At 66.7% G+C, this 13,345-nt stretch carries 9 protein-coding genes; 4 read left to right on the top strand and 5 right to left on the bottom strand.

Features of this window, described 5'->3' with window-relative positions:
• Positions 1 to 120: 120 nt before the first annotated feature.
• The 4 genes from OIE68_RS33825 to OIE68_RS33840 form a co-directional block, all read right to left on the bottom strand.
• Positions 121 to 2,973, bottom strand: coding sequence for an MMPL family transporter (locus tag OIE68_RS33825; RefSeq protein ID WP_327095030.1), 2,853 nt, complete (start codon positions 2,971 to 2,973; stop codon positions 121 to 123).
• Positions 2,973 to 3,701, bottom strand: a complete 729-nt coding sequence (locus OIE68_RS33830) for an NYN domain-containing protein (protein ID WP_327095031.1) — start codon at positions 3,699 to 3,701, stop codon at positions 2,973 to 2,975. The genes OIE68_RS33825 and OIE68_RS33830 overlap by 1 nt, the downstream gene beginning before the upstream one ends.
• Positions 3,701 to 4,510 carry a tRNA (guanosine(46)-N7)-methyltransferase TrmB gene (gene trmB, locus OIE68_RS33835; RefSeq protein WP_327095032.1) on the bottom strand — a complete coding sequence of 270 codons (810 nt, stop codon included), beginning with the start codon at positions 4,508 to 4,510 and terminating at the stop codon, positions 3,701 to 3,703. The genes OIE68_RS33830 and trmB overlap by 1 nt, the downstream gene beginning before the upstream one ends.
• A gap of 71 nt (positions 4,511 to 4,581) precedes the next feature.
• Positions 4,582 to 5,919 (bottom strand): lipase family protein, encoded by a 1,338-nt coding sequence (locus OIE68_RS33840; RefSeq protein ID WP_327095033.1) that lies wholly within the window; start codon positions 5,917 to 5,919, stop codon positions 4,582 to 4,584.
• A gap of 171 nt (positions 5,920 to 6,090) precedes the next feature.
• Here OIE68_RS33840 and OIE68_RS33845 point away from each other — a divergent pair, with 171 nt between their 5' ends.
• From OIE68_RS33845 to OIE68_RS33860, 4 genes are all read left to right on the top strand, one after another.
• The gene (locus OIE68_RS33845) at positions 6,091 to 6,873 is read left to right on the top strand and encodes an SDR family oxidoreductase (protein ID WP_327095034.1); all 783 of its coding nucleotides are present in this window, start codon (positions 6,091 to 6,093) and stop codon (positions 6,871 to 6,873) included.
• A gap of 123 nt (positions 6,874 to 6,996) precedes the next feature.
• Positions 6,997 to 8,130: a hypothetical protein gene (locus OIE68_RS33850; RefSeq protein WP_327095035.1), complete on the top strand. Its 1,134-nt coding sequence runs from the start codon at positions 6,997 to 6,999 to the stop codon at positions 8,128 to 8,130.
• A complete protein-coding gene (locus OIE68_RS33855) occupies positions 8,117 to 9,853 on the top strand; it encodes a hypothetical protein (RefSeq protein WP_327095036.1) in 1,737 nt (578 codons plus the stop codon). The genes OIE68_RS33850 and OIE68_RS33855 overlap by 14 nt, the downstream gene beginning before the upstream one ends.
• A gap of 274 nt (positions 9,854 to 10,127) precedes the next feature.
• Positions 10,128 to 11,966, top strand: a complete 1,839-nt coding sequence (locus tag OIE68_RS33860) for a phosphoenolpyruvate carboxykinase (GTP) (protein WP_327095037.1) — start codon at positions 10,128 to 10,130, stop codon at positions 11,964 to 11,966.
• Between the two features lie 530 nt (positions 11,967 to 12,496).
• Here the strand turns inward: OIE68_RS33860 and OIE68_RS33865 are convergent.
• The gene (locus OIE68_RS33865) at positions 12,497 to 13,282 is read right to left on the bottom strand and encodes a phosphohydrolase (protein ID WP_327095038.1); all 786 of its coding nucleotides are present in this window, start codon (positions 13,280 to 13,282) and stop codon (positions 12,497 to 12,499) included.
• Between the last annotated feature and the right edge of the window lie 63 nt (positions 13,283 to 13,345).

Genomic DNA, 13,345 nt, shown 5'->3' on the forward strand with positions numbered 1-13,345 from the left:
CGTCCGCCAGAATGCGCGCGACATCACTTATGCCATCAGCGTCTGGAGAAGCAAAACCTACCTGCGCCTGTTGCTGCTTTCGGGGATGTGCTGAAACGAAAGCCGCAGCCGCGCAAGGCGTTACTCGCGATCCCGCCGCCGCAGCAGCTCGTTCACGCTGACCGTCCGCCCGTCCGCGCTGTGGTGCCGACCTTCGTCGGGCTGGCCGATGCGGCGACGATTGGACCGCAACTCGGCCATCCAGTTTTCGATGCTGCTCCGGTTCTCATCCGAGGCATCGTCATTCGACGGGGCGTGGCTTTCCGACGCTGCGTGGTGGGTCGGATGGTCCGGAGCAGGGATCGGCGTCTGCTGGACCGGTGGCGGGGGAGGCGTCGGTGCGGGCGCAGGCGGAATCGGACGAGTCGGTTCGGACGCTCCCGAAATCGTCGGAATCGGCCGCGGCCGAATGGGCTCGGGTGCCGACGGCGCCGACTGGCCGAGCGGCGCGGCTGGCAACCCCGGCGCAGGCGATGCCTGTCCGGAAGGCGGCACGGGCGGCCCAGGCGGTGGTGTATGCAGCGGCGAATTCGCCCGCGGCCGAGTCGGATCGTGCGGCGCGACAACCGGCCGCGGCGGCACCGGTGGTTCGGGCGGGAGCTTCGCGAAATGCTGCGTCGGCGCCTCCGCCTCGATCTCCTCGACGGTGCGCGGCCGCCGCGGTGACCGCGTCCGAGTACTGACGTTATCGGTGAGCGCGGGCATCTGCATCGTCACCGGATCGGTGATGGGCGTGGTCTTCACCAGGTCGACGACCTCGCCCCCGCCGGGACGCTCGTCGTCCAGAATGGGTTCGCCGAGCCCGACCTTCTGCTGCACCTTCTTCATCCACGCCGGCGCCCACCAGCAGTCGTCGCCGAGCAGCTTCATGGTGGCCGGGACGAGCAGCATGCGCAGAATCGTCGCGTCGATGAACAGCGCCGCGATCATGCCGTAGGCCAGATACTGCATCATGACCAGATCGGAGAATGCGAACGCGCCGGTCACCACGAGCAGGATGAGCGCGGCGGCGGTGATGATGCGCCCGGTCTGCGCGGTACCGATGCGCACTGCCTCGGTCGTCGAAGCGCCCTGCGTACGAGCTTCGACCATGCGCGACAACAGGAATACCTCGTAGTCGGTCGAAAGACCGTAGATAACCGCGATGATCAGCACCAATACCGGCGACATGATCGGCTGCGGCGTGAAGTTCAACAGGCTCGCACCGTGTCCGTCGATGAAGATCCACGTCAAAATGCCGAGCGTGGAACCCAATCCGAGCGCGCTCATCAACGCGGCCTTGATGGGCAGCACCAGTGAGCCGAAGGTGAGGAACATCAGCAGCGTGGTCACGAACAGCACCAGCGCGATCATCAACGGCATCCGGTGCAGCAGCGCGTCGATGCTGTCCTTCTGGATCGCCGGCTGTCCACCGACATACATCTGCACGTCGTCCGGAATTTCTAGGGAGCGCAGATAGTCGATGGTCGGATCGAAATTCTCCGAATCCGCGAGCGTCGCGCTGGTGCGGAACACTTCCTTGTCCGTGTTGGACTGAGCAGGCACGTCGAAGGTGCCGTTCAAGCCGGGCGCCTGCTTGGCCGCGGCCCACAGCTTGCCGACGGCATTGCTGTTACCGGAGACGAAAACCAGCTGGATCGGATCGGACTTGCGTAGCGGGAAGATCGAGTCGAACTTCGCCTGTGCGAGTCGGGTCGCGTTATCCGGCGGCAGGTACCGCTCGTTGATACCGCCGAAGGCCAGATTCTTGACCGGAATGATCAGCAGCAGCAACAGGATGCAGATCGGGATCGCGATCTTGAGCGGATGCTGCATCACCCAGCGGGTCGACTTGCCCCAGAAACCGGTCTCGACTTCCTCGGCGGTCTTGGTCTTGCGGAATCGTTTGAGGCCGAGCATATCCACCCGCGCCCCGAGAATGCTGAGCATCGCGGGCAGGATGGTGATGGCGGTCAGCGCGGCCAGCGAGACGGTCGCGATCGAGCCGTAGGCGATCGATTTGAGGAAGCCCTGCGGGAACAGCAGCATGCCGCCGAGGCTGGCGATGATCATGGTCGCGGAGAACACCACGGTGCGACCCGCGGTCATCACCGAGCGGCGCACGGCCGCACGCGTGTCGTAGCCCTCGGCGAGTTCCTCTCGGAACCGACTCACGATGAACAGGCCGTAGTCGATGGCCAGACCGAGACCGATCATCGAAACGACCGGCGAGACAAACGAGTTGACCTCGGTGAACTCGGTCGCGAACCGCACGATGCCCCAGGCGCCGATCACCGTGAGACCACCGACGATCAATGGCAGCGCCGCCGCGACCACACCGCCGAAGATGAAGAACAGCAGCACCGCGACCGCGGGGATGGCCAGGATCTCCATCCGCTTCTGGTCGGCGGCCATGGTGTCGTTCAGCGTGCCCGCCACCGCCTGCAGACCCGCGACCTGTACGTCGATGCCCGGAATGGCGAAGACGCCGTTCACTTTCCGGAAGTTGCGCACCATGGCGGTGTCGTTATCGCCTTGGATGGCGATCGAGGCGAAGGTGTACTTCTTATCCTTCGAGCCGAACGTCAATGGTGATGCCGGGCCGGTTTCGGTCTGCCAGTAGGCGCCGTTGATCTTGGCGATCTCATCCGGATGGTCGCGCGGCAGCATATTGAGGCTGTCGACGACTTTCTGCCGGAATTCGGGATCATCGATCGTCTTACCGTCCGGTGCGGTGTAGAGCACGATCACATCGCTGTTGTGATCACGTCCGAACGCCTCGTCGGACAACTTGGCCGCTTTGGCCGATTGCGACGTGGGGTCATCCCACCCGCTGGAGCTGAGATGGTCTTCCAGGCCGAGGCCGTAACCGCCGAGTGCCAAGAGTGCGGCCGCGACAATGCCGATGACGGCGAAGCGCAGCCGATAGACCAGATCGCCCCAGCGTGTGAACACTAAGCGACTCCTTGGGCAGGGCGAGAGGTGAGCAGCGCCGACAGCGGCCGGAACGGCTGCAGCCAAGCACCCTCGTCGGGCAGCGAGTCGAGGCTGACCCTGGGCAGCGGTTCACGGAACACGCCCGGGATGTCCTCGAGATCTACGAACTCGAGGGTATCGGATGTTACGGCCCAACTCGCATGCTCACGGAAGCCGAGTATCTGAACGGGGATTCCGTTGGCGGCCAATCGTTCGAGCGGTTCGCGGAATGCCTGGCCATCGGCGGAGGCGACCATGATGCCCGCCAGCCCGGCACCGCGGCTGCGTAGCTCGATGTGCGCGAGCATATCCGCGTCGACATCGGAGTCCTCATCGATCTTGGGCTTGGCGAAGACCGCGTAGCCGACATTGCGCAGCGCCTCCACCCACGGCCGCACCACATCGGCGGTGCCGGACGCGATATTGGTGAAGACGGTCGCTTCCGGTTCGACTCGGGTCACGCTGCCCACCGATAGTTCGGCGGTGCGCGCGAGCAGCCAGCGGCCGAGCGCGTCGAAGCGCGGTCGATAGGCGGCGGTCGGGCGGCCGCCGAGGATCGCGCCCAGTCCCATATCGAGGTTCGGGGCGTCCCAGACCAATAGCACTCGACGCACATCGGGCGTAACCGCGCCGATCACCTCGGATCCGGTTCCGTGCACCTCCCCGGCAACATCCACGACCTCACGGGCCATCTCACCGACACTCATCATTCGATCTTCCCCCATATGAACTCGTTGATGGCGCTTCCGGCGCGATGTGCCTTGCCTTCGAATTTCGTGACGGGCCTTTCGAAGCCGATCGGCGCGCTGTCGCGATGCTCGGCGCTGACCCCGCCCGCGGCCTCGTTCAGGCCGATGAGCTGCGATTCTGCCGCGCCGACTTCGGCGATGAATTCGGCGTAGTCGGCGTGGTCGGTCGCGACGTGCAACACACCGCCGGGCCGCAGGCGATTGGCGATCAATGCGAATGTCGCGGGCTGCAACAGCCGCCGCTTATGGTGTCGCGCCTTCGGCCACGGGTCAGGAAAGAAGACTCGAACGCCCGTGAGCGACTGCTCAGCAATCATGTTTTCCAACACGTCCACAGCGTCACCGCGCAGCAGTCGAATGTTGCCGATCTGCTCGCGTTCGATGCGCTGCACCAGCTGCGCGAGACCGGGCTGATAGACCTCGATGCCGATGAGATTCAGATGCGGTTCCGCCTGTGCCATCGCGGCGGTGGCGGTGCCTGTCCCACAACCGATCTCGATGACGAGCGGGGCCTCGCGGCCGAACCAGGCGGCGGCGTCGAGTGATTCGTCGGCCACATCTCGACCGATCTCGGGCCAGGTGCGATCCCAGGATTGCTGCTGGGTCGCGGTGAGTGCCCCCCGGCGCGAGCGGAAGCTCGTCACGCGGGGGTACAGGCGAGAGCCCGAGCCCTTTCGGGATCCACCGTCCGCCGGAGCCGGAGCTGTGGACGGCGGTCCGGGAACTGACTCGGCAGTATGGTTCGCGGCGTCGTTCACGCGCTCCATTGTCCAGCATCGCAGGATGCGGGCAGCAAGCGGTCGTAGCGGATCGCTTGCGGGGCACCCGAGACGAACAGTTACGCGGCGCGTACGCGGGGGATTCGAGCCGCGGGCTCGGTCTCCTGACGCAGCGGCTTGCCCAGCGCCACCTTGAGCGCGGTGCCGAGCATTTCCCACAATCCGCGCACCCCCGTGGGCGAGGCCGCGACCGACCACACCGTGCTGTCGCCGACTTCGTGTACCGGTTTTCCCGCGAGCCGATCGCCGAGCCAGTCCAGGCTGATCGGGGTGGCCAGCGGGAGCAGGGAGAAGTGCTCGCTGAGCCGGTCGCGCACATAGGTGACCTGTGCCCCGCCGCGGCGATACCGCTCGACTTGGCCGTCGACGCCGTCCATGTGGATGATCTGGTCGTGCACCGGCTGCACCACCAGCAGCGGGCAGGTCGGGATGGAGTGGCCGAGGCGCAGGTCGTCGAGCATGGCCTGCATATCGGGCGCGGCGAGCACCTCCGCGAGCGGACGGCTCAGATGGTGGCCGACATCTCTTTTGACGAGCCCGAGAATCGCCGCGAACGGTGTCGACCGTTCGGCGCGTTCGATGAGCCGGAGCCCCTCGGCATCGCAATCGCTGTCGAATACCGCGGCCAGTGCCGGGTAGAGCCTGCGCAGCGCCGCGATCACGATCGCGGGCAATCCGGCGTAATGCCCGCCGTTGAGTCGGGTGAATACCTGGCCGGGATCGCCGACCGGTGCGCCGAGCACCGCGCCGACGATATCGAGCTCCGGTGCGTAGGTCGGCGCCATCTCGACCAACCACGAACTGGCCATACCGCCACCGGAATAACCCCAGACCGCGATCCGGGTATCGGGGCGCAGACCCAGCGGCGCGAAGCGCAGCGCCGCGCGGATCCCGTCGAGTCCGCGGTAACCGGGCTCGCGCGGTGCGCCGAAATTCCCGTGCGGGCCCTCGTGATCGGCGATGCTCACCGCCCAACCCCGGCGCAGCGCGTTGGCCACCAGCATCCATTCGAATTGGGTGACCGAGCCGAGTGCGTGGGAACCGCGACGCAATGCGTAGGAGGGGGAACATCGCTCCGCCACCGCGTCCATGGCGGTCTGGAAGGCCAGCAGCGGGCGGTCTTCGTTCGGGTCGGCGTCGAGCGGCAGCAGCACCGTGGTGACCGCCGCTTCCGGGGTGCCGTGCATGTCACAGCTGCGGTAGAGCAGCTGCCAGGCCGAGACCTGCTGCGGTACAAGTCCGAACAGTGCGAGTTCGACGCGACGGCTGCGCAGGATGGTCCCCGCCGGACGGGCCGCGAACCCCTTCGGTGGACGGAGGAATGGATCGCTACTGGGTAGCAGTGGCTTCCGATCGCCGGACGCGTCCGGCTCAGCACCGATGACATCAACGGTCACGGCAACCTCCTCATCGAGACCAGCGGAACGGATTCCGCCTGGTCGGCTTGCCGTGTTCGAAAAGCGAAGCTGCGCACCGACTATGGTGCCGACCATCCCGCCAGATTAAGTGACCATGGCATCTGTGGGAACCCCGAGGTAGGGGGCTTGCTGCCGCATTAGACTGCGCGCATGAGCAGACCGACTGTGTTCATCACCGGTGCGGCGGCGGGTATCGGCCGGGCCACCGCCCTACTTTTCGCAGCACAGGGGTATCACGTCGGTGCATACGATATCGATGAGGTGGGGCTGACCAGGCTCGCGGCCGATATCCACGCCGCCGACGGCAGTGTGCGCACCGGGGTGCTGGATGTGACGAACAACACTCACTGGGTCGAGCGTCTCGCGGAGTTCAACGGTGACGAGAACCGGCTCGACATCCTCGTCAACAATGCGGGCGTCCTGCGCGCGGGTCCGTTCGAATCGATCGATCTGGCCGCCCACCAGACAATCATCGACGTCAATCTCGGCGGGGTCATAGCGGGTACGCATGCTGCGTTCAGCTATCTGCGCGATACGCCCGGTGCTCAGGTGGTGAATCTGTGCTCGGCGTCGGCGATCTACGGTCAACCCGAACTCGCCAGCTACGGCGCGACCAAGTCCGCGGTCAAAAACCTCACCGAGGCACTCGATCTCGAATGGGAGCACCACGATATCCGGGTGATCGCGGTGTGGCCGCTGTTCGTGGCCACCGCAATGGTGGACGGGGTCGAAACCGGTTCGACCAAGTCGCTTGGCGTGCGCCTGACCGCCGAGGATGTCGCGCAGGGGATCTGGGACGCGACCAGCAAGCGCGGACGGCTGCCGCGCGTGCACTACGAAATCGGCGCGCAGGCAAAGGTACTGGCGGCCGCCGCGAAATACGCGCCGAACTGGGCCGTGCGGACCGCGAACAAATACTTCAGCGGCAGCTGATCCTTTTGAGCGACCTGCAAGCAGTCGCTAGCTGACCCTTTCGAGCGACCTGCAAGCAGTCGCTACGGCCCGTCCGCGCGGTATGTCTGCAAGAATGGCGCACCGAAAAGGGGGTGCGAAGCTTTGCCGACAGCAACCGAATCCGACGGGCCCCAGATCCGACCGGGCGGACCCGCACGGGAACTGGACCAACTCGACCACCTGCTCGCGACGCTGCGCTCGGGTGCCGATCCGCGGATCGTGGGCCAGGTGGGGACCGCCATCGCGCGGTGGCGTCGGCCGCCGCGCATTCAGGTGACCGGGCGGGCGCATACCGGGCGGACCACCGTGCTGCACGCGCTGGCGTTGATGTCGGCGGTGGAGACAGCGCCGATCGATGAACCGGGCGTGGCCGATCCTGAACTCGACGCCGACATCGTCGTCTACGTGCTCTCCGGTGCGCCGCAGCCAGCGGACCGGCGGATGCTGTCGGACTTGCCGCCGGAGCGCACGGTCGCGGTGCTGAACAAGGCCGATGCCATCGGATCCCGGTGGGGTGATGCGGTCGTCGCCGCCGAGCAGTACAGCGGCGGCCTCGGGACCGTCACGCTGCCGGTGGTCGCCTCGCTGGCCGTGCGCACCAGGGCCGGTGCGGTGAGCGAGGCCGATATGGTCACGCTGCGCCGCCTGGCCGAAACCGCGGATCCGGCGCTCACGCTTTCGCCCGACCTGTTCGTCTCGGCATCGGCCGGACCGGATGTCGCTGAGCGCGAAGAACTGCTGCAGCGCTGGGATCTGTACGGCGTAACGTGCGCGCTGTCGGCGTTGCGGCAAGACCCCGAACTGGGTCCGCACGCACTGCTGCAGATCATGCACGCGGCCAGCGGTATCGATCCGCTGCACCGCTTATTGCATCGCCGCTACGAACAGGTCTCCGCACTGCGCGGCGGCGAAATCCTCGACGAACTGGCCCGTCTCGCCGCCCGCGCCGTCCCTGCCGACGGCGCGAACGCACGGGACATGCTGGAGGACTACCTCTTCGGCGACGACGCCCTCTGGCTCGGCCTCTGCGCGGGCCTCGCCTACCCGGAGGTCGCCCACCTGGCCGCCGGATATCGTTCACCCGCACCGTCCGACGCCGACGACGCCCTCGCCCGCGCCGCCCGCTGGCGCGCGGTCGTCTCCAGCGATATGTCCCCTGCGGCTCGCCGCGCCGCCCTCCGCGTACACAACGGTTACATCCGGCTATGGGAACGGATGAGCAGTGCCGGACTCTGAGCAACCGGATTCCGCGGGCACGGAGCCGTCGGCCTCGGGTGCGCCCGAGCGTGATGAAACCGCCACTGCTCCACGCCGATCCGCGAGTCGTCCGGCGGCACAGGTATCGCCGCCGAGCGGATCGCCGACGAGTGCGGATGAATCGGCTGGGCCAGCCGAGGGACCGGGCACCGCGCCCGGTCGGTCAGCGGGTGCGTCACGCGGGGCTCCTCATGGAGCGCCCGAACCCGAGAAGGGCTCGCTGGCTCCGGAGGTCGAAGCGGTCATCGCGCGGTGGAATCCGCAGGGGACGGCGCTGTTGCGCGCGGTGCGGGGGACCGGGGTGGCGTCGGCGGTGTCGTTGATCGGGCCCGATGACGCCAATACCAGCCTGCTGCGCACCGAGCTGGCTCGGTTCGAGCCGCGGATCCCGCTCTCGGATCCGGTGCCCGATGCGAGCGCAGCGGTGGAGACCACATCGCCGTCGGGTAATGCGCCATCGGCGGTCGCACTCATGCTGTTGGACGCGGGTAGTGCCCTCGGCGCGGACACCCTGCACATGGTGCGGCGCCTGCGCGCCGACGGCACCCGGATCCTGCTCGCCATGAACGGCATCCACGCCTACCAGGACTGGCGCGCGGTACAGGCGCACAACCTCGAACTGCTCGCCGCCCAGGGCATCGACGATCTGGAGATCGTGCCGGTATCGGCCCGGCTCGCGGTGGCGGGCCGGGCGGCGGGGGATGCCGGCCTGCTCGATCGCTCCGGCCTCGGCGCGCTGCACGCGGAACTCGCGGCGGCGACGGCCGGCGCCGAATCCGACGACCGGGTCGCCGCCGTCACCACCCGGGTGTTGACCGATACCCGCCGACGGGTCGCCGAACAGGTCGTGGTGCTGCGCTCCGGCGCGGAACCGATCCAGTGGCGCGAGGAACGCGCCGTACTGCTCGCCGGACGTGACGGCGGCCGCGCCACCGCCATGTCAACGCTGCGCAGCCAACTGCATCTGGCCAGGGTCGATCTGATGACCGATGCCGGGGCCAGGGTCCGCGCACTGCACGCCGCCGCCCGGGGCGAACTCGACCGTTTGCGCCGCGCCGAATTCGGCGGCTATCCCGAACGCTTACAGCAGGCGGTCAACGAGCTGACCAATGCCGTGGACGGAACCATCGACCAGCGGCTGTCCGAGCTCACCGACCGCGTCGGCGCAGCACCGGAACACGACCGCGACATGCCACCTCGTTGGCGCGATCCGGCCCCGCGTGTCGGTCCGGATCCGGAGCCGAGGCACCGAGGTGTCGAAGATCACCTCATGATCGCGCTGGGCGCATCCGCGGGGGTCGGCATCGGGCGCCTACTGGTCGCCCCGTTCTCGCTCGTGCAAGCCCTCAATTTCGCGGTCCTACCCGTGACGCTGCTGCTCGGAGCGGGTGCGGCGGCCTGGGTGGTGCGGGCCCGCGGCCAGGTCGCCGACCGGGCGCACCTCCGTCAATGGGTCTCCGACGCGCTGGTCAATGTGAAGGCCCAATTGGAGCAGCGGGTCGCCACCGCACTGGTGGAATCGGAGACCGCGCTATCGGACCGCGTCATGCGCGCGAGCACCGAGCGAATCGTCGAAATCGACCGTCAGGTGGCCGAATTGGAGGCCAAACTGCGCCGTGCCGCGGCCGAGCAACCGGGACAGCTCGCCGCCTGCGAACGCGATATCGCCATCCTCGACCGGTATCGGACTTCTTTTGACTAGGTAACTTAGTGGGTACTCCTGGGGGAACCCGATTCCGTACTGGTCGTCACATCGCGTTAACCTCTTAAGCAGGAACCTGGGCGTCCGCTTCGTCCTTGTACGCGGTCCAGCCATGACGCGCTTTCGACTGGTCGTAGCGGGTGCCTTCCCGCCAACGGTGGCGCTCGGTGTGTTCGCGCTGGTCATGGGCCTTACGTAGCGACTGCTCGCAGGTCGCTCGAAAAGGTCAGCCTAGGCGGCTACACCTTGAACCGCCCATCTCAGGAGAGTTTTCATGACCTCAGCGACCATTCCTGGTCTTCGGAATTCCGACGGCAAGCAGCCGACCGAGCACAGCGAACTACTCGCCTGGGTACAGGAAGTCGCAGAACTCACTCAGCCAGAGCGAGTGGTCTGGGCGGACGGTTCCGACGAAGAGTGGGACCGGCTGACCACCCAGCTTGTTGCGGCGGGCACCTTCCATAAGCTCAACGAGGATAAGAAGCCGAACTCGTTCCTCGCCCTCTCCGACCCCTCCGATGTGGCGCGTGTCGAATCCCGCACCTACATCTGTTCGAAGACCGAGGCCGACGCGGGCCCGACCAACAACTGGGTCGACCCCGCCGAGATGCGCGCCACCATGACCGAGCTGTACCGCGGCTCGATGAAGGGCCGCACCATGTACGTGGTGCCGTTCTGCATGGGCCCGCTCGGCGCCGAGGACCCCAAGCTGGGCGTTGAGCTCACCGACTCCGAATACGTCGTGGTCTCGATGCGCGTGATGACCCGCATGGGCACCGCCGCGCTGGAGAAGCTCGGCACCGATAAGCCCTTCGTGAAGGCGCTGCACTCCGTCGGCGCACCGCTGGCCGACGGCGAGGCCGATGTGCCGTGGCCGTGCAACGACACCAAGTACATCACCCACTTCCCCGAGGACCGCGAGATCTGGAGCTACGGCTCCGGCTACGGCGGCAACGCGCTGCTCGGCAAGAAGTGCTACTCGCTACGCATCGCCTCGGCCATGGCCCACGACGAGGGCTGGCTGGCCGAGCACATGCTGATCCTCAAGCTGATCTCCCCTGAGAACAAGGCGTACTACATCGCCGCGGCATTCCCGAGCGCCTGTGGTAAGACCAACCTCGCGATGATCCAGCCGACGGTTCCCGGCTGGCGAGCGGAGACCCTGGGCGACGATATCGCCTGGATGCGTTTCGGCAAGGACGGCCGCCTGTACGCGGTGAATCCGGAGTACGGATTCTTCGGCGTCGCGCCGGGCACCAACCGCAGCTCGAACCCGAACGCCATGGCGACCGTCGAAGCGGGCAACACGGTCTACACCAATGTCGCGCTCACCGATCACGGCGATGTCTGGTGGGAGGGCCTGGAGGGCGAGCCCGATCACCTGATCGACTGGAAGGGCAACGACTGGTACCTGCGGGAGACCGAAACCCTTGCCGCGCACCCGAACTCGCGGTACTGCACGCCGATGTCGCAGTGCCCGACCCTGGCTCCCGAATGGGACGACCCGCAGGGTGTGCCGATCTCGGCCATTCTGTTCGGCGGCCGCCGCAAGACCACGGTCCCGCTGGTGACCGAATCCTTCGACTGGCAGCACGGCGTCTTCATGGGCGCGACCCTGTCGTCCGAGCAGACCGCCGCCGCCGAGGGCAAGGTCGGTACCGTGCGCCGCGACCCGATGGCGATGCTGCCGTTCATGGGCTACCACGTCGGTGACTACCTGAACCACTGGATCAACGTCGGCAAGAACGCCGATGCGAACAAGCTGCCGAAGATCTTCTACGTGAACTGGTTCCGTCGCGGTGGCGACGGCCGCTTCCTGTGGCCCGGATTCGGTGAGAACTCCCGCGTGCTGGAGTGGATCGTCGGCCGCATCGAGGGTTCGGCACAGGCCGAGCCGACCGCGATCGGCAATGTGCCCACCGCCGCCCAGATGGACCTCGATGGTCTGAATGTCGACCCAGTCGATGTCGACGAGGCACTCGCCGTCGATGCCGACGAATGGCGCAAGGAGATCCCGCTCATCGAGGAGTGGTTCGAATTCGTCGGCGACAAGCTGCCCTCCGGCGTGCGCGACGAGTTCGAAGCACTGAAGGAACGCCTGGGCTCTGTCTAATTGCAGCGCCTGCGGCGCTGCGTGTTCGCGGCCCCTGGTGTCTCGCGTCCGAGCCGTCGAGACTCGCGCCTGCGGCGCATGCGCTTCGACGACTCGGACGCGAGACGGGCCGCGAACGGGTCGCTCGTAAGACTCGCTCCGTGGTGGCTGAGTAGTCGTCAAACTTGCGGTCTGCGGCGTTTGTGCTTCGGCCGCTTGGAGGCGAGGCGGGTCGTGAACGGTTGCTCGTAAGGCTCGCTTTGTGGTGGCTGGGTTGTCGCTGATACTTGCGGTCTGCGGTGCTTGTGCTTCGGCCGCTTGGAGGCGAGGCGGGTCGTGAACGGTTGCTCGTAAGGCTCGCTCCGTGGTGGCTGGGTTGTCGCTGATACTTGCGGTCTGCGGCGCTTGTGCTTCGGCCGCTTGGAGGCGAGGCGGGTCGTGAACGGTTGCTCGTAAGGCTCGCTCCGTGGGGGCTGAGTAGTCGCCGATACTCGCGGGACCGCCCGCACCGTCTTTCGTGACGGTGCGGGCGGTTTCGTTTGCGGCGGAGGTTATTCGGAGAACGGGGCGCGGCCGATCAGTTGACGGAAGCCCGCGGTTCGTATGAGCCATCGGGTGCGGCCGTCCGGCACTGCGGCCGCCTCGTTCGTGAGCGCTTCCGTCATGTGCTGTTTGAAGTTGTGCCGCGGATGACGCCGCAGTAGTTCCTCGACCCAGCGCGGATCGAGCTCGGACATCCGCGCCCCGAACACGTCCACGGCCGCACCGGCGGAAACGAAGCCGAGATCGTCGACATTGTCGGCCACCCCGATGGTGAGATGCGCGGCGATCGCGGCGCCGACCGTCTCCGCCTGCTCCGGTGTCGCACCTGCGCCGAGAACGAATCCGACGGCGCGCTCCGCGCCGGTCACCGCGAAACACCTTCCGGGCGTTGGATGTTCGAGCTGCAAATCGTGCAGTAGGCAGGAGACGTAGGCCAGTTCGTCGTCGTATTTCGTGCCGTCGAATTCAGCGAGCGCGCGCCCGAAGAAATAACTCCGATACGAGTGCTCCAGCACGTGCACCGAAAGGCACTCCCGCGCTTCCTCTTCCGCGGCCTTGGCCAGCTTCGAATCGGGCAGTCGGAGTTCCGCGAAATCCACCCGCCCGCGCCCGCCTCTCCCAAGTGCCAACGCGGCCTGCCCGGCAACGAGCCGAGGCGCACCCGCAACGAGCTTGGCCGTCAGCTGCCTGCGCTGACCACCGGAAAGTGCCCCACCGGTACGCCTCGCCCATTCCCAATCCATCCCCACCGGCGCACCCACATCGATCTCCTTCTCCTCGAACACGTCTCGCATCCAGTGAAGCCCCCAAATCCCCCACCGACGAGTGGCACAAATGCCACTAACCCTCGAATTCCC

Source organism: Nocardia vinacea, assembly GCF_035920345.1.
In the GTDB taxonomy this organism is placed as follows: Bacteria; Actinomycetota; Actinomycetes; order Mycobacteriales; family Mycobacteriaceae; genus Nocardia; species Nocardia vinacea_A.

Coding starts and splice junctions, on each gene's coding strand:
- OIE68_RS33845 (WP_327095034.1), top strand. CDS start 6,091: ATGAGCAGACCGACTGTGTTCATCACCGGTGCGGCGGCGGGTATCGGC.
- OIE68_RS33865 (WP_327095038.1), bottom strand. CDS start 13,282: ATGCGAGACGTGTTCGAGGAGAAGGAGATCGATGTGGGTGCGCCGGTG.
- OIE68_RS33830 (WP_327095031.1), bottom strand. CDS start 3,701: ATGAGTGTCGGTGAGATGGCCCGTGAGGTCGTGGATGTTGCCGGGGAG.
- OIE68_RS33860 (WP_327095037.1), top strand. CDS start 10,128: ATGACCTCAGCGACCATTCCTGGTCTTCGGAATTCCGACGGCAAGCAG.
- trmB (WP_327095032.1), bottom strand. CDS start 4,510: ATGGAGCGCGTGAACGACGCCGCGAACCATACTGCCGAGTCAGTTCCC.